Here is a 16,390-nt window from a genome sequence, read left to right as displayed (position 1 = left end):
ATAGATTGAAAATTTAGCTGCAATTTTTTAAGAGGATTGCAGTTAAATTAAAGGAGTGCATATATTGTGAAAATATCAGACATAACTGTTTATAAAGTAAAACCTCGCTGGATTTTTGTGAAAATTTCCACTGATGAAGGAATTGACGGTTGGGGTGAAATGATTTCAGGAACAAAAACAGAAACGGTTGTAGCTGGAGCCTATGAAATTGGAAATCGTTTAATTGGTCGTAATCCTTTTGAAATTGAACGATTATTCCAAGAAATGCATCGCTCGTTTTTCCGTGGTGGTCCAATCAATGGCACTATTGTTTCGGGATTGGAAATGGCATTATGGGATATTAAAGGAAAAGCATTTAATGTTCCTGTATATGAACTGTTAGGTGGCGCTGCTCGAGACCAAATAAAAGTCTATTCATGGATTGGTGGCGATCGTCCTAGCGAAGTTGTGGAACAAGCACAAGACCGATTTGATCGCGGTTTTACAGCAGTCAAAATGAATGCTACAGAAGAACTTCACTATATTGATTCTTATGAAAAAGTCGATGAAGTAGTGGAACGTGTGGCATCTATACGGGATCGATTTGGAGATAAAATGGCAATAGGCGTTGATTTTCACGGTCGAGTTCACAAACCTATGGCTAAAGTATTGGCTAGGGCGTTGGAACCTTATCATCCAATGTTCCTAGAAGAAGTTGTATTACCAGAAAATGAAGAACATTTTAAAGAAGTAGCTAATTCTGTGGCAGTTCCATTAGCAACTGGAGAACGTTTATACACTCGCTGGCAATTCAAGAATATTTTTAAACAAGGTGCAATTGATATTATTCAACCAGATGTCGCATTATGTGGTGGAATTTTAGAAACTAGAAAAATTGCTGCAATGGCCGAAGCTTATGACATGGCTGTTGCACCGCATGCACCATACGGGCCGATAGCATTAGCTGCAACACTACAAGTTGATGCATGTACTCCGAATGTTTTCATTCAAGAACAAAGCTTGGGAATTCACTACAATAAAGGATTTGATTTGTTAGACTTTGTTAAAAATAAAGAAATTTTTCAATATAAAGATGGCTTTGTTGATTTACCAGACAAACCAGGTTTGGGTTTAATTATGGATGAGGATAAAATTAAGGAAATCGCCCAAGAAGGTTTAGTTTGGACTAACCCGCAATGGAAAAATTATGATGGTACAATCGCCGAATGGTAGTAATAAAAGTTAAAAAATTTTTTTAATATCTGAGGCTAATAAGAAAGGCAGTTGATTAAAATGGCTGAAGCTATTGTTATCGGAATTTTTTTAGCGTTGCTTCTTGTTATTCAAATTAGAGATCAAAAAGAGATTGTCATTTTGGCAAAACGTAATTTTATCAAAGTTGGCTTAGCACTAACATTAGCGCTCAGTATTTTAATTGTTTTTTGGCCACAGCAATTCGCTGATCAAATTAAACTATGTATTTTTGCTGTCATGATTGCTTCAAGCGGTTTATTAAGAGAAGGCTTAACGCAAAAACGATTAATAAAATTTGGTGTTCTTGCAGGTAATTATCAACAATTTGAAACAATTCAATTAGAAGATAGCCGTTTAGGGGAAACTTTTATTACTTTTTATAAAGGGAGAAATTCTCATTTTTCTATGCTATTTGGACAAGATTTAAAGTCAATTGAAAAGTTTTTAAGTCAAAATGGCTTAGAAAATAAATTAGTAATTGGTGAAATGCCAGAGGACAAAGGAATAACAATACCTAAAAAACCACAAAAATCTAATGTAAAAAATTAGGGAGTACAAAAATATGATTTATCTTGCACGTCATGGTCAAACCCAATGGAATGTAGAAAAGCGAATTTGTGGGCGAGCTGATGTGCCATTAACAACGGTGGGACGTAGACAGGCGCAAAATTTAGTTCAAAAATTAAGTGACAAAAAAATTAAAATTGATAGAATAATTGTTTCGCCATTGTGCCGTGCCCAAGAAACAGCACTTATTGTTAATGAGAAATTGCAGCTACCTCTAATAACAGATGAACGTCTGATTGAGATGGATTTTGGAGTTTATGATGGAAAAGCAATTTCGACACCGGACTTTCAAAAAGCTAGATTAGAGTTTTCTCTTCCTTTTCCAAATGGAGAATCCATTTTAGACGTTGCTAGTAGAGTTTATCCGCTCTTGTCAGAATTAGAAAATCGAAGCGAACAAGTTCTTCTTGTATGCCACAATGCAGTTAGCCGCGTAGTGGACAACTATTTTCATGGGAAAAACATGCAGGAGTTTCTAGCTTTTAATTTAGCTAACACAGAAATTAAATGTTATGAAAAAAGATAGGTTATTATCCAATTGAAAAAAGTGAGTAGAAATATTTCTACTCACTTTTTTATGCTAAAAACAGCTCATGCTTTTACAGTGCAAAACGTAATATTGAAGCTTATCCAATCGGAATATCTTTTCCGTGAATTTCTTTGACGATTTTTTTTGGTAATTCCAGGGTTAATACGCCGTTTTCAAAAGTTGCTTTGATATTTTCTTCATCAATATCTTTCATCGCAAAGCTGCGTTCATAGGTACTGCTAGTACGTTCACGGCGTAAATAGTGACCGTCATCATCTTTTTCTTCATTATTCGCGGTGTGTTTGGCACGAATGGTCAGAGTATCATTTGCGTAAGTGACTTTGATGTCTTCTTTGTTGATGCCAGGAAGATCTGCTTTCACTTCGTAATAACTATCAAATTCTTTAATATCAGTGGCTAAAGAACGGTCTTGCCAGAAATTGTTCATTAAACGTCCGATCATTTCCTCACCATCTGAAAAACTACGTGGAAATAAATCTGCCATTTTTATCACACCTTTCTTTTTCTAATTCTATTGTAGGGCCAACTTCATTTTTCTTCAAATATTTTGAATAGCGTCATAAATTTTAGAAAAAAGAAAAAATATTATTAAAATGGCGTTTTCAAAGTTTTTTTCCTAAACTATACAATTATCTTCTGCTATGATAGAATACACAACGATTGTGGCATTTTTTGCGTAAATTGCCAAAAGAGAAAGGTAGGTGGAAAGATGGAGATTATTGAAAAAGCACCTGCGAAAATCAATTTAGGTTTGGATGTTTTATATAAACGACCAGATGGCTATCATGAATTGGAGATGGTCATGGCTAGTGTTGATTTAGCAGATCGATTGACAATAGAAGAATTGCCAGAAAATCAAATCCACATTGAAACCAATAAAGCCTTTTTACCGGTAGATAAACGCAACAACGTTTATCAAGCCGCTCAATTATTAAAAGAACGTTATAATATCCAAAAAGGTGTTAAAATTGCAATCCAAAAACAAATACCAGTCGCCGCAGGGCTCGGCGGTGGCAGTAGCGATACTGCTGCTGCCCTTAGAGGGATGAACCGACTTTGGAATCTAGGACTGACGGATGAAGCTTTGGTTGAAATTGGTGTCAAAATTGGCACGGATGTTCCTTATTGTCTTTATGGCACAACCTCTTTTGTTGGTGGTAAAGGCGAAATTGTCGCACCGATTAAACCGATGCCGCCGTGTTGGGTAGTATTGGTAAAACCCCGCATCAGTGTTTCAACCCGGACAGTTTTTCCTAAAGTTGATGTTAATAAAATTCATCACCCTAATATTGTGGCCTTACGCGCTGCAATTGCCGCAGGAGATTACCAGCAGATGATTGCCAATATGGGCAATAGTTTGGAAGATATTACAATTGAACGTCATCCAATTATTCAACAAATTAAAGATCGCATGATGAAATACGGAGCAGACGTTGCTTTAATGAGCGGCAGTGGTCCAACTTGTTTTGCATTATGTCAAAAGCATTCACGGGCCCAACGAATTTATAATGCTTTAAAAGGTTTTTGCAACGAGGTTTACTTGGTACGAACATTACGTTAATAAAAGAGTGAAAGTTTCAGTGAGCCGGTCTTGCTGAAACTTTTTTATTTTTCCCCCGCAATCTTTCCGACAACCGAAAAAAAATCAGCCCTAAGTACGAGGCAGCCCTAAGCCTTAGTGGTACAATAAGCTAAAGCCACCAGCGGAGGGGAACCGCACTATTTGGTGGTAGAAAAGAGGAAATGAAATGAAGAAAAGTACACTAACAGTTATTGGGATTATTGGTATTATTGTAATCGGAATTGTAGGTTATTTCATTGCAACCTATAATAGCTTGGCAACAGCGGAAAATAGTGTTGATGCAAAATGGTCACAAGTGGAAAATGTGATGCAACGTCGGGCAGATTTGATTCCGAATTTAGTAAATAGCGTTAAAGGTAGTATGCAACATGAAACGGAAATTTTTTCAGCGATTACAGAAGCTAGAAAAGAATACAATCAAGCCTCTACTCCTTCAGAAAAAGTTGCAGCTGATGATAAAATTGATCAAAGTGTCGGTACAATGGTCAGTGTAATTAAAGAAAGCTATCCACAGTTAGCTTCTAATGAAAATGTTAAAACATTAATGACACAATTGGAAGGTACTGAAAATCGCATTTCTGTGGAACGTAAAAATTATATTACTGAAGTTCAAAGCTACAATCAAAACTTAGTTCGTTTTCCTAAAAATATCGTAGCTAAAATGCTGGGTTTTGAAAAGAAAGCAAACTTTAAAGCTGATGCTGGTGCAGAAAAAGTGCCAGATGTTAGTTTTGAGTAAGGGCGGTGGGGCAGATGAATGTAAAAAGCCCAACCAGTTCAACTGTTAAGACCGATCAAAAAATCCGGGATTTTTACCAAGGTGTAACTAGACGTAATCGGATAATGCGAATTATCTTTTTGATTATACTCTTACTTTTTGGAGTGGGGTTAGTAGGCTCTATCGTAGACAATCACACTTTTGCTGAAAAAAAAGCGGATTATAATGCACAATTACAGACGTTAAATACCCAAAGAGAGGATATTTTAGCGGGTAAAATTCAACCACCACAAAAATCTTTTGATGCAGTCTTAAAAGACAATATGGCTAAACTTGGCGATTATCCCAGCCAAGCAAACAATTATCAAGTAGCAATCAAAGAAACAAATGCGACAATTACAATTAATAAAAATAATATTTTTGTCTCTGATAATGCCAAAATTATGGATGCGGCCACTAAAAAGAAAATTTACAATTTGAATAAACAACTCGCTGCTAGTACAGAAGGTGCCCAGTTAGAGGTTGTGACAGTCAAAGAGTTGCCAGGTGGAGAAGATATTGAATCTTACGCCAATAAAATTTTTAATCAATTAGGAATTGGCGATAAAACACAAAATAATGGTGTTTTATATTTGATTGCACTCGATGATCGCGAGTTTCGTCTAGAAGTCGGCTACGGTTTAGAAGGATTGATTCCTGATGCGACAGCAGATGATATTATCAATAATGATGATGTGGTGGATCTATTTAAAGATAAAAACTATAGCAAAGGGATCAATCAAGTTGTCGGGGAAGTTTTTGACTTAATGAATACGAAAACGGCTTTAATCGATTCACAAATTGCACAAGTAAAGTCTAAAAAGAGTAATTTGAATTTATTGTATTGGGGCCTGCGTATTTTCTTTGTGATAATGATTCTGGTTGCGATAGTGACAATCATTAGTTTAAGTAGGGGCATTCGCTACTTAAAAGGAATTTATCAAAATTACCAAACAACCAGTCAACAATTACCCCAAATGTTTACGGATGAAAAAAGTGCGCAACAAACATTAAAACAGACAGAATTGTATTGTGTGATGTTGAGTGGTCTGTTCGTGGCGGCAACTGCCAGTAGTGTAAAACGAGCGGTTATTCAAGGGCGGTTGTTGAAACAGCCGAATGCCAAAAAATTAGGTCTAGGGCGTGTTTTAATTGGGGACACGTTGTATGGCAATTATGGTCAGGTATTGACACATAGTTATCTGGCTTCTAGTTATAACGCCTCCAATCATAATTCTTCTGGGGGCAGCGGTGGCTCTTGGGGCTCTTTTGGCGGCGGATCTTCCGGCGGCGGCGGTGCCTCTGGTGGCTGGTAAATAAAATAGACGGAAAACTTTTTTACAGATTGGCTAAAGACCAGCTGGAAAATAAGTTTTCCGTTTTTTTGTTGGTCAGAGAAAACCGTGTATATTTTTTCATATTATTTGTCTTAAGGATTAGTTGTGGATTTTTGATGTTCATTCACTAAACATTTTCGTTTATATATTTGCAAACAAATTGATTCTATGTTAGTTTATTTATAGATTTATTGTCTTTTTAAAGGAGAGATAATTTTGGATAATTTAAATGTTGTAGATTATATTCGAGGTTTTTATCAACAAGGTGAAAACTATCATTGTCTTTATTGCGATACGATTACAGAAATTGGTTGTGTCTATCCGCATGAGGAAAAGTTTTTGGAAGCAAAAAAATTTATGCAAGTACATGTTGACAGCAAACATCAAGGGCCATTAGCAGCTTTGCTACAATTACCAAAGGAAGAAACGGGTCTGAGTGAAACGCAGCAGGAGATATTGACGTTATTTGCGCAAAATATTGATGACAAGTTTATTGCCCAACGTCTAGGGGTAACGACTTCAACTGTCCGGAATCATCGCTTTAAGTTAAAAGAAAAACAGCGTCAAGCACACGTTTTTCTTAGCATAATGACGTTATTGGGGCAAACGGACATACTTTTACCTCATAATAATGCGAAAATGTTGGACGATCGCTACGATATTACCCCTGAAGAGCAAAAGAAAGTTTTGGCAACCTATCGAGACGAAAAAGGGTATATAAAAACACTCCCTGCCAAAGAAAAACGGAAACTTATTTTATTAGCAGATATTGTCAGTCATTTTGAATTGAATAAGAACTATCATGAAACAGCTTTAAATGAAATTTTGAAACAATACGTGGCAGATTTTGTAACAGTCCGACGCTATCTAATTGAATATGGCTTCATGGCCCGCACCAAAGACGGTAGTAGCTATTGGCGGGTTAATTAATGAGTAGGAGGTGTGACAAAAGTCTTGTACACCTCCTATTTCCGATTCCAAACAAACGGGTGACAGAAGTTAAGTGCGCCTCCTAAGTTAGATTTTCTGGTCTAACTTTTGGGGTGCCTTCAAAGCAGTCACTTCGGAAATTCCGTCTTATTTCTTGAAGCTGGTCGCTTCTGTTACACCTTCTTTTTATGAGCTTTTTTACTTGTCAAAAAAGTAAAACAAGTATAAACTGCAATTTAGTTAGCTGGCTAATTATTTGAAAGAAGTGAAAAAATGACGCAATTTACGTTTCGTGATCGCCCCGATGCCCATCGTTTTGAACGCACGTTACAAGAATATCCGAATTTGACTACTCCTGAAGTAGCAGAGGCTTTTATTCATTTTCAATGGGCCTATCGTGAAATGCAGCGTGTATATGATGAGGTTTTATCCCATTATGGATTGTCTGAATCAAAATTTATTATCTTGATGTTTTTAAGACAGGCAAAAGAGCAACAATTAGCTCCTTCCGAAATTGCTAAACGGCTAGGTGCGGCACGAGCGACTGTTACAAAACTATTGAATAAGATGGAGCAAGACGGTTGGGTGAAAAAGAAAATTGATGTAAAAGACAAGCGAATGGTTAACATTCAATTGCTTCCTCAGGGTGAAAAAGTTGTAACCCAATTTTTGCCAGCCAATTTTAAAGCAGTAGCAATGATTTTCTCAGACTTTTCTGCTGCTGAATTGGATCAGCTATTTTATTTATTAGCCAAAATAGAAAAAGGTACAAAAAAATTAAATCAAGAAATGGAGTCTTTAAGATGACCAACAATACCAATGAAAAAATTCAATTATTAGAAACTTATTTAAGCTTATACATTAGCCACTTTGCAATTTTAGATACGCTAGGCCAAGAAGATTCACCATATGTGGTTTTAGACGTGCGCAATGCACCGGCCGCTGTGAAAAAGGATCAAATTAAAGGCGCACTCCCATTACCAGCAAAAGACTTAGCGCAACATCTTGAAGAATTGGATAAAACCAAAACATACGTTGTTTACGATTGGACTGGTGGTACAATTCTTGGGAAAACTGCCTTGCTAACTTTACTTTCAAATGGTTTTGAAGCCTACGAATTAGCCGGAGCATTAGAAGGTTGGAAAGGCATGAACTTGCCAATTGAACCTATCGCTTAATGCGAACTGTATTGTAAGAAACTTCTTCTTTTATAGAATGACGATTTAGTAGATAAGGAAATAGCGAAATTTTAGCGGACTGTTTGCCAATTTAGGCAGACAGTTTTTTTTAAGGATTGGATGATTTTTGCAAAGAATGAGACCAACGTACTACGATTGTTTGTGTCTAACGACACGAAAGAAATTTCTGGAGCAATAAGAATAAGTCATAATTTTGAGAAAGGAAAGAGCGTCTTTTCAAGATTATAATTTATCATTTGTGAGGGAAATGAGTTGGTGAACTTTTGCATCTTTATATTAATAGAAATAAAAATTATTTAATTCCTAAAAATATATATATTTGTCATTGTTCATATGAATAAAAAGTCCTTTATTACGGTTTACATCGCTATTTGGTAGTTAAATCGGAACTTATACGTTTTATCTTGACGGGTTATTTTTTGTCTGTTAAATTAATTCTCGTGACAAATCGTAAAGTTACGATTTAATTGAGGAGGACCAAGATGAAAAAATATTTAATCGGCCTAGGTATGATGGTAAGCATGGCTTTTTTGGGAGCTTGTGCCAATGGCAATTCAAATAATCAGACAGAATCAAATAGCGGAAAAATTAAAGCAATCGCAACTTTTTATCCTATGTATGAATTTACCAAAGAAGTAGTTGGTGCAGAAGGCGACGTCACACTTTTAATTCCGGCTGGGACTGAACCCCATGATTATGAACCCAGTGCCAAAGATATTGCCAAAATTTCGGATGCAGACGCGTTTGTTTACAATAGTGAAGAGTTGGAGACTTGGGTAGATAAAATTGAAGATAACATTGATGCAAAAAAAACTGTAATAATTGAAGCAGCCAGTGAGATTGATTTACTTGAAGCAACGGCAGCAGGCCATGATGAAGAAAGTGACGAACATGATCATAGTCATGACCTAGATCCACACGTTTGGACGGATCCAGTTATGGCAATCAAAGAAGTCACTGAAATTCAAAAGCAATTAAGTAAAAAATATCCGGCTAAAAAAGCGCAGTTTGAAAAAAACGCAGCGAATTATATTACCAAATTGACAGCTTTAGATAAAGAATATCAAGCTGCTTTTGCCAATGCAAAAAATAAAACATTTGTTGTCCAACATGCTGCTTTTGGTTACTTGGCGCATCAATATGGCTTAACGCAAGAATCTATTTCAGGGATTTCACCTGATCAGGAACCTTCTGCTAGTCGCTTAGCTGAGTTAAAACATTTTGTGGAAGAACACGATACAAAAGTTATCTATTTTGAAGAAAATGCCAACTCAAAAGTAGCCGAAACTTTAGCCAAAGAAACTGGTGTGAAAATGTCTGTTTTAAATCCATTAGAAAGTTTGACACAAAAACAAATGGATGAAGGAGAAACCTATATTTCTGTGATGCAACAAAATTTGAAAGCTTTGCAAGAAAGTATTCATTAGACCTATGGTAAACTTTTAGCAGACAACTTCAAAAGAAGAGGAGGCGCAAGCTTTGCGCTATATTGATGTTAAAGATTTAACTTTTTATTATGATGACGAACCAGTCTTAGAAGATATTTCCTATCATGTCGATGATGGCGAGTTTGTCATTTTAACTGGAGAAAACGGAGCGGCCAAATCCACTTTAATTAAAGCAACACTTGGGCTTTTAAAACCCAGTAAAGGTGATGTTGTTTTGGCCAAAGAAAGTGCTGCTGGTGAAAAGATCAGCATTGGTTATATCCCGCAGCAGGTGGCATCTTTTAATGCCGGCTTTCCCAGTACCGTCGAAGAATTAGTCCGTTCCGGACGCTATCCGCGGGGACGGTGGTTTAAAAGATTATCAAAAAAAGACCATGAACATGTTCAAAAAGCGTTAGAAGCTGTAGGAATGTGGGAAATGCGGCATAAAAAAATTGGGGAGTTGTCTGGGGGGCAAAAGCAGCGTATTAGTTTAGCCCGTATTTTTGCGACAGACCCGGATTTATTTATTTTAGATGAACCGACAACCGGGATGGACGAACAGTCTCGCAATGAGTTTTATCGCTTGTTACGACATAGTGCCCATCAACATGGTAAGGCTATTTTAATGATTACTCATGATCACGAAGATATTAAACAATATGCGGACCGTCAAATTCGCTTGGTGCGCAAAGAAGATTCTCCGTGGCGTTGTTTCCATATTGATCGCTAGGGAAGGTATCGTTTTTCAGCTGGCAAAATGGGACAAAATAGTTGGTCTAGTCACAAAAAAAGGAGATTTTATTTTGAGCTTACTAAATTATGAATTTATGCAACGGGCAGTTTTAGCGGCCATTTTTATCGCGGGAATTGCGCCAATGCTGGGCGTTTTTCTAGTGATACGTCGCCAATCGTTAATGGCGGATACACTTTCTCATGTATCCTTAGCTGGTGTGGCGTTAGGTTTTTTCTTAAATTTGAATCCCAACTTAACGACGATGTTAGTCGTGGTAGTAGCGGCGATTTTATTGGAGTACTTACGGTCGATGTATCGCACGTATTCTGAAATTTCGATTGCCATTTTAATGGCAGGGGGACTTGCACTGGCATTAGTTTTGATGAACTTATCTGGCGGAAATTCTGCTACCAGCATCCAGTCGTATCTCTTTGGATCGATTGTGACGATTACTTCGGGCCAAGTGATTTTCTTGGGCATTTTATTTATTGTGGTTAGAGTATTGTTTGCTTTATTTAAACGCCCGATGTATGTGCTAACGTTTGATGAGGACACCGCTCATGTGGATGGTTTGCCGGTTCATTTAATGTCAATGGCGTTTAATGTTTTAACTGGGATTGCTATTGCCGTGATGATTCCAATTGCTGGGGCCTTACTGATTTCAGCGATTATGGTTTTACCAGCAGCGATTTCCATGCGTTTGGGCAAAAGTTTTGATGTGGTGATTTGGATTGCAACTTTTGTGGGGTTATTTGGTATGCTAAGTGGTCTAACGAGTTCCTTTTATTTAGATACTCCTCCCGGCGCTACAATTACGCTAGTCTTTATTGCTTTATTTTTAGTTGTGAATATAGTTAAACGTCTTTTTGTTGCAGTACAACGTTCAAAAAATAAGAAAGTTTCGCAATAGCAAATTTATGTCATTTTATAAGAAGAACCAGAAAATCGTTACGATTTTCTGGTTCTTTTTTGTACTTAAAAAACTTGTTTACGTCATTAGCTAAAATTATTTTGAATTGCAAGATATTTACCGCACTATTTTGGAATTTCGACAAGAAAGCGTTCACGTTTTACGAACTATTTTGTCTTTTTTTCAGTTAATGCTCGCTTTTTTTAGAATAAGCCCTTATAATAAGGCGAGAAATTTATCAGGAGAGTGAACAGTGTGAAAGTACGTCGTAGTGAACGATTAATCGATATGACGCATTATTTATTGGAACATCCTCACGAGTTGATTCCTTTAACTTTTTTTGCGAAACGTTACGAATCAGCTAAATCTTCCATCAGTGAGGATCTAGCTATTGTTAAAAAAACATTTAAAGAGCGGGGAACTGGAATTTTAGATACCATTCCAGGGGCTGCCGGCGGCGTTTTATTTGTCCCAGAAATTCCTTATGAAGATGCCAAAAAATATATTACTGATTTGGCGGAACGGTTGTCTGAACAAGATCGTTTATTGCCAGGGGGCTATGTATATTTATCTGACTTACTGGGCGAACCAGAATTATTACGCCAAGTAGGACGCATTATTGCTTCGAAATATTTGGGCCAAAAAATTGATGCTGTAATGACCGTAGCGACAAAAGGAGTACCGATTGCCCAAGCTGTTTCTTCTTATTTAAACGTGCCATTTGTTATTGTCCGGCGGGATTCTAAAATTACAGAAGGCTCAACAGTTAGCGTGAATTATGTATCCGGATCTTCAGAACGAATTGAAAAAATGGAATTATCAAAACGTAGCTTAAAACGCGGCTCTCGCGTGTTAGTAGTGGATGATTTCATGAAAGGCGGCGGAACCGTCAACGGGATGAAGAGTCTGATTGAAGAATTTGAATGTGAACTCGTCGGCGTCACTGTATTTGCAGAAACGAAATTTAAAGGCATCAAAGCAATTAAAGACTACACCTCTTTGCTTTATGTCGAAGATGTTGATACAAAAACCAAAACGATTTCAGTTGTACCAGGAAATTATTTTACTGCCTAAGCTAAGAGGCTGTGACAAAATACTTATCACAGCCTCTTTTTGCTTTCTGACAGAAGCGGGTCTGCCAGCTTTTTTTATAATCTAGCTTCATGCGAACTCTTAGCGACATTAAGTCGAAATGATAAGAAATTTAAAAAACAATTTCATATCATTCCGCCTTAATGCTAAAGAGTTACCCGCTATATTTAGCTTTTCTTATTGTCGGCTTGGCAAAAGAAGACTTTATTTGTATAGTTTAAATAACTAACCTACAGAAAGTTGGCTTTTAGATGGAGTACTATAAAATTAATACCGATAACAGAACGAAGTTGGACTTAGTTGTTTTGACGGCTGCAAAACCAAAAGCGATTATTCAAATCATTCACGGTGCGTTGGAATATAAGGAACGCTACTTGCCTTTTGCCGAATTTTTAAGCGCTCATAACTTTGTGGTGGTTTTATCTGATAATCGAGGGCACGGTGAATCGACTTCTAAGGCAGATCCTTTTGGCATTATGGCAAGTTTTTCCCAACTAATTAAAGACCAAGCAATTATTAGCGACTTTATCCAAACCAAATACCCAACATTACCGCTTTATTTATTTGGTCATTCTTTTGGCTCGATCATTGCGCGTAATTATTTACAAAAAAATGACGACCGTATCGCTAAAGTTGCATTAACTGGAACAGCAAATTATGTTCCTGTTGTTCCTTTAGGCATTGCAGCTGGTAAACTATTTTTACGCTTTAATGAAAAAGATAAGCAAAATAAATTATTAAATTGGCTTTCTGGCAACATGGGAGTAGAACATGATTGGCTAAGTAATAATCCGGTGAATAATTTACAATGTCAACAAGATGAAAAAATGGTACCGATTTATCCAGTGCGTAGCCTGCTGACAATTTGGGAAGGGGACTATCAGTTAAAAAACTACGCCGCTTTTCAATGTCACAATCCACAATTACCAATATTAAGTGTGGTAGGCGCAGAAGATGTCAAAATTACGGGTGGTAAAAAAGGCTTGGCTGATACAATAGCAACGCTAAATAAAATTGGCTACCAAAATGTTAGGAGTGTAGAAATGCCCGGCATGAAACATGAAGTATTAAACGAGTACCAAAAAGAAGATGTGTATGACCTACTATTGCAATTTTTTAATGAATAGAGAAGTTGCATAACATTATATATTGTTTTATTAATATTCACTAAAAAAAGGGGGAAACTAGTTAAGTTTCTGTCTTTTTTTGTGGTACATTGTGGCTAAAACTGAAAACGTTTAAAACAACAGTAAAGAAAATAAGTGGGGATAATAATGAAAGAAGAATTGGTAACATATTTGGAAAATCAGACAGCTTTTATTGATCTTCACCATTTAAGTGAAGTTTTTACCGCCCAAAAACTAGCCGAAATTTTTGAGGTGAAGCGTAATACCATTAGCCACTATTTAAACCAATTAAATGAAGCGGGAATTTTAGTGAAAATTAATTCGCGACCGGTTTATTATTTTCATAAGGAAGCTTTTGAAAAGGAATTTTTCTTCTTGCGGGACAATTTTTATCAAAGCAGTGAAGAAATTTTAAAGGAGCAACCTTTATTTGAGCAGCAAAAAGACTTATTTTCGCTTTTAATTGGCCATGATAAAAGTTTAACTCGTGCCGTTGAACAAATTAAAACCGCTCTTTATTATCCAGATAACGGCTTACCGACTTTAATCACCGGTGAAAGCGGCACGGGCAAAAGTTTTTTAGTCCGTCTGATTCATAAATATTGTCTGGAAAATGAATTAATTAAAGAAGATGCGCCTTTAATCACGCTAAATTGCGCCCAATACGCTAATAATCCAGAACTTTTAACAAGTAATCTGTTTGGACATGTCAAAGGTGCTTACACTGGTGCTGACAGTGACAAAGTTGGTGCTTTTGAAGCCGCAGATGGGGGAATTTTATTTTTAGATGAAGTACATCGCTTGAATGCAGAAGGACAAGAAAAGCTCTTTACTTATCTGGATCAGGGCATCATTTATCCCATGGGGGCCACCAATCAACCAATCAAAGTGAAAACGCGCTTGTTTTTTGCCACGACAGAAGATTTGGAAAGTAGTTTTTTAACGACTTTTATGCGCCGGATTCCCATTCAAGTGACACTTCCACCGATTAATGCCCGCAGTCGCAATGAGCGCTTGGAACTGGTTTATTCATTTTTATTAAGTGAAGTACGAAAAATTAAACGACCACTAAAAGTTAGTGGTCAAGTCTTAACTCTGCTTACCAGTAGCAGCTTTAAAGGCAATATTGGAGAGTTGAAAAATACGGTCAAGGTCACCGTAGCGAAAGCTTTTGCCGAACAAAAGCAAGCCGCAGAGATTAAAGTTACAATTTATCAGTTACCGGAAAAATTACTATTACCGGCAACAGAAAATCTTCAAACCGTGCTCCAAAAAGATACAGTAATCACGGAAAATACGACGATTACCCAACTTTTAGAAAAAAATCATCCTCAACAACAACGGGTGATTGCGACTTTTGACCGGATTATCACCGAGTTTTCTAAACAGCAACAGCTGACAGCTTGTGAAGAGCAATTAAAACAAGAAGTTGAAACACTATTTGATTTTTTACTTTTTGAAACTGATCGCCAGCAAAAACAAGAGATGCTGATTTATTTAACCCAATATATCAGGGATACTTTTAAACAAATGGAAAGTGCCTATCAAATCAAATTTAACGGCAATGCGGTTTATGCGATTAGTTACTATTTATTCCAACGAGGAGCGGGCAAGTGGTATCCAGAAGATGTGGCAATTTTAGGGTTAATTAAAGAGTTAGAACAGCAAGTAGCAACCAAATACGCAGCGAGCTATCAATATGTCAAACGTCTTTTGGAATTGTGCCAACCAAAATTGGATTTGGAAATTTCGGAGATGGACTGCATTTTGCTGACGATTTATTTAAATCGGGCAGATTGGCAAAAAGAATTGGGTATCCCCAGAGGTATTATTGTTGCTCATGGTTATGCCACGGCCAGTAGTATTGCAAACGTTGCGAATCGTTTTTTAGCAAAAGATATCTTCGCTTCTTTTGATATGCCACTAGATGTCACCCCGCAGCAAATTGCTGAAGAAATTTTGGATTACAGTGAGAACCATGATGTTTCCAATGGTTTAGTCATTTTAGTAGATATGGGGTCATTAAAAGAAATTTATCAGTTTTTCCCAAAACAAATTACTGCGCCTGTGGTTATTATGAATAATGTCACGACGCCTTTAGCCATTGCGATGGGAGAAAATTTACAAAAAGCATTACCATTAGCGGAAATGATTGAGACAGCTGCGCAACAAGCACCGTTGGATTGGGAAATAATTTATCCGGCGGAAAATAAAATGAAGGCCTTAATAACCACTTGTTTAACAGGAATTGGGACAGCGACGCATATCAGTCAGCTGTTAGAAAAAAGTTTACCTGCCACAGTAGAACTGAAAATTTTTCCTTACGAATATGACGTATTAAAAGAACAAAAGAAAAATGAAACAATTTTTTCCATGTATGATGTTTTAGGCATTATCGGAACTTCTGACCCAGAGATTGCAGATATTCCTTATTTATCTTTAGAAGAGTTAATTTCTGGTGATGAAAATCAGTTATTATCCGAATGGTTAAGTACTTGTTTGTCCCCTCTAGAAAATGCGACGTTTAACACCAATGTTATCCGCAATTTTTCTTTAGAAAAAGTCATTGATTCCGTGACGATTTTAGATACTGAAAAAGTAATGGGAGAAATTGAAATCTTTATGCGGGAGCTAGAAGCCAATAGCGGACTTGTTATCAGCAATGCCAAAAAGTTGGCGCTGTACGTTCACGTCAGTTGTTTAATTGAGCGCCTTATTCGCAATATTCCAATTGATACCTATGCTGGTTATGAATTGTTATACCAGTGTCAAAAAACAGCTTTAGTTGCCATCAAAAATGCGTTTAGTGTCATAGAAAACGATTACAGTGTCAAGATTCCTGATTCCGAAATTGCATATATTTATGATATTGTCTATCAAAACACTGACAATATGCCAATTGATGAAGATTTTTAATAAAAGCAAGTTGCTGCCACTAAAGTT

General features: G+C 36.8%; 16 protein-coding genes. 15 read left to right on the top strand and 1 reads right to left on the bottom strand.

Features of this window, described 5'->3' with window-relative positions; all coding sequences use genetic code 11:
• The first annotated feature begins 66 nt into the window (after positions 1–66).
• The 3 genes from dgoD to RK01_RS09725 are packed head-to-tail and all read left to right on the top strand — an operon-like array spanning position 67 to position 2,326.
• Entirely contained in the window at positions 67–1,212 is a 1,146-nt protein-coding gene (gene dgoD, locus RK01_RS09735; protein ID WP_016173109.1) for a galactonate dehydratase, read from the top strand.
• A 60-nt stretch (positions 1,213–1,272) separates the two neighbouring features.
• Positions 1,273–1,782: a hypothetical protein gene (locus RK01_RS09730; RefSeq protein ID WP_016173108.1), complete on the top strand. Its 510-nt coding sequence runs from the start codon at positions 1,273–1,275 to the stop codon at positions 1,780–1,782.
• 13 nt (positions 1,783–1,795) lie between these two features.
• Positions 1,796–2,326 (top strand): histidine phosphatase family protein, encoded by a 531-nt coding sequence (locus RK01_RS09725; protein WP_016173107.1) that lies wholly within the window; start codon positions 1,796–1,798, stop codon positions 2,324–2,326.
• Positions 2,327–2,426: 100 nt separating this feature from the next.
• Here the strand turns inward: RK01_RS09725 and RK01_RS09720 are convergent, their stop codons facing one another.
• Positions 2,427–2,834: an Hsp20/alpha crystallin family protein gene (locus tag RK01_RS09720; RefSeq protein ID WP_016173106.1), complete on the bottom strand. Its 408-nt coding sequence runs from the start codon at positions 2,832–2,834 to the stop codon at positions 2,427–2,429.
• 225 nt (positions 2,835–3,059) lie between these two features.
• On the opposite strand from RK01_RS09720, the gene ispE reads away from it, so the two are divergent.
• From ispE to RK01_RS09660, 12 genes are all read left to right on the top strand, one after another.
• Positions 3,060–3,911 (top strand): 4-(cytidine 5'-diphospho)-2-C-methyl-D-erythritol kinase, encoded by an 852-nt coding sequence (ispE, locus tag RK01_RS09715; RefSeq protein WP_016173105.1) that lies wholly within the window; start codon positions 3,060–3,062, stop codon positions 3,909–3,911.
• Between the two features lie 187 nt (positions 3,912–4,098).
• Positions 4,099–4,671 carry a LemA family protein gene (locus RK01_RS09710; RefSeq protein ID WP_016173104.1) on the top strand — a complete coding sequence of 191 codons (573 nt, stop codon included), beginning with the start codon at positions 4,099–4,101 and terminating at the stop codon, positions 4,669–4,671.
• Between the two features lie 14 nt (positions 4,672–4,685).
• Positions 4,686–6,005, top strand: a complete 1,320-nt coding sequence (locus RK01_RS09705) for a TPM domain-containing protein (RefSeq protein WP_016173103.1) — start codon at positions 4,686–4,688, stop codon at positions 6,003–6,005.
• Between the two features lie 237 nt (positions 6,006–6,242).
• Positions 6,243–6,956 (top strand): DUF2087 domain-containing protein, encoded by a 714-nt coding sequence (locus tag RK01_RS09700; RefSeq protein WP_016173102.1) that lies wholly within the window; start codon positions 6,243–6,245, stop codon positions 6,954–6,956.
• 273 nt (positions 6,957–7,229) lie between these two features.
• Positions 7,230–7,763, top strand: a complete 534-nt coding sequence (locus RK01_RS09695) for a MarR family winged helix-turn-helix transcriptional regulator (protein WP_016173101.1) — start codon at positions 7,230–7,232, stop codon at positions 7,761–7,763.
• On the top strand, positions 7,760–8,134 hold the full coding sequence (locus RK01_RS09690) for a rhodanese-like domain-containing protein (protein WP_016173100.1): 375 nt from the start codon (positions 7,760–7,762) through the stop codon (positions 8,132–8,134). Before RK01_RS09695 ends, RK01_RS09690 begins: the two co-directional genes overlap by 4 nt.
• Positions 8,135–8,637: 503 nt before the next feature.
• Positions 8,638–9,582 carry a metal ABC transporter substrate-binding protein gene (locus RK01_RS09685; protein ID WP_016173099.1) on the top strand — a complete coding sequence of 315 codons (945 nt, stop codon included), beginning with the start codon at positions 8,638–8,640 and terminating at the stop codon, positions 9,580–9,582.
• A 52-nt stretch (positions 9,583–9,634) separates the two neighbouring features.
• On the top strand, positions 9,635–10,315 hold the full coding sequence (locus RK01_RS09680) for a metal ABC transporter ATP-binding protein (protein ID WP_016173098.1): 681 nt from the start codon (positions 9,635–9,637) through the stop codon (positions 10,313–10,315).
• A 73-nt stretch (positions 10,316–10,388) separates the two neighbouring features.
• Entirely contained in the window at positions 10,389–11,228 is an 840-nt protein-coding gene (locus RK01_RS09675) for a metal ABC transporter permease (RefSeq protein ID WP_016173097.1), read from the top strand.
• 255 nt (positions 11,229–11,483) lie between these two features.
• Positions 11,484–12,302, top strand: coding sequence for a pur operon repressor (purR, locus tag RK01_RS09670; RefSeq protein WP_016173096.1), 819 nt, complete (start codon positions 11,484–11,486; stop codon positions 12,300–12,302).
• A gap of 269 nt (positions 12,303–12,571) precedes the next feature.
• Complete coding sequence (locus tag RK01_RS09665; RefSeq protein WP_016173095.1) at positions 12,572–13,447, top strand: alpha/beta fold hydrolase; 876 nt, start codon at positions 12,572–12,574, stop codon at positions 13,445–13,447.
• A 147-nt stretch (positions 13,448–13,594) separates the two neighbouring features.
• Positions 13,595–16,363, top strand: a complete 2,769-nt coding sequence (locus tag RK01_RS09660) for a sigma-54-dependent transcriptional regulator (protein WP_016173094.1) — start codon at positions 13,595–13,597, stop codon at positions 16,361–16,363.
• Positions 16,364–16,390 lie beyond the last annotated feature (27 nt).

The organism is Enterococcus dispar ATCC 51266 (assembly GCF_000406945.1).
GTDB lineage: Bacteria > Bacillota > Bacilli > Lactobacillales > Enterococcaceae > Enterococcus_C > Enterococcus_C dispar.
This window is presented reverse-complemented; position numbering and strand designations above follow the sequence as displayed.

Bases quoted from the DNA above. Each gene is read 5' to 3' on its own strand.
- RK01_RS09730 (WP_016173108.1), top strand. From the start codon at position 1,273: ATGGCTGAAGCTATTGTTATCGGAATTTTTTTAGCGTTGCTTCTTGTT.
- RK01_RS09725 (WP_016173107.1), top strand. From the start codon at position 1,796: ATGATTTATCTTGCACGTCATGGTCAAACCCAATGGAATGTAGAAAAG.
- RK01_RS09720 (WP_016173106.1), bottom strand. From the start codon at position 2,834: ATGGCAGATTTATTTCCACGTAGTTTTTCAGATGGTGAGGAAATGATC.
- ispE (WP_016173105.1), top strand. From the start codon at position 3,060: ATGGAGATTATTGAAAAAGCACCTGCGAAAATCAATTTAGGTTTGGAT.
- RK01_RS09710 (WP_016173104.1), top strand. From the start codon at position 4,099: ATGAAGAAAAGTACACTAACAGTTATTGGGATTATTGGTATTATTGTA.
- RK01_RS09705 (WP_016173103.1), top strand. From the start codon at position 4,686: ATGAATGTAAAAAGCCCAACCAGTTCAACTGTTAAGACCGATCAAAAA.
- RK01_RS09695 (WP_016173101.1), top strand. From the start codon at position 7,230: ATGACGCAATTTACGTTTCGTGATCGCCCCGATGCCCATCGTTTTGAA.
- RK01_RS09690 (WP_016173100.1), top strand. From the start codon at position 7,760: ATGACCAACAATACCAATGAAAAAATTCAATTATTAGAAACTTATTTA.
- RK01_RS09685 (WP_016173099.1), top strand. From the start codon at position 8,638: ATGAAAAAATATTTAATCGGCCTAGGTATGATGGTAAGCATGGCTTTT.
- RK01_RS09665 (WP_016173095.1), top strand. From the start codon at position 12,572: ATGGAGTACTATAAAATTAATACCGATAACAGAACGAAGTTGGACTTA.
- RK01_RS09660 (WP_016173094.1), top strand. From the start codon at position 13,595: ATGAAAGAAGAATTGGTAACATATTTGGAAAATCAGACAGCTTTTATT.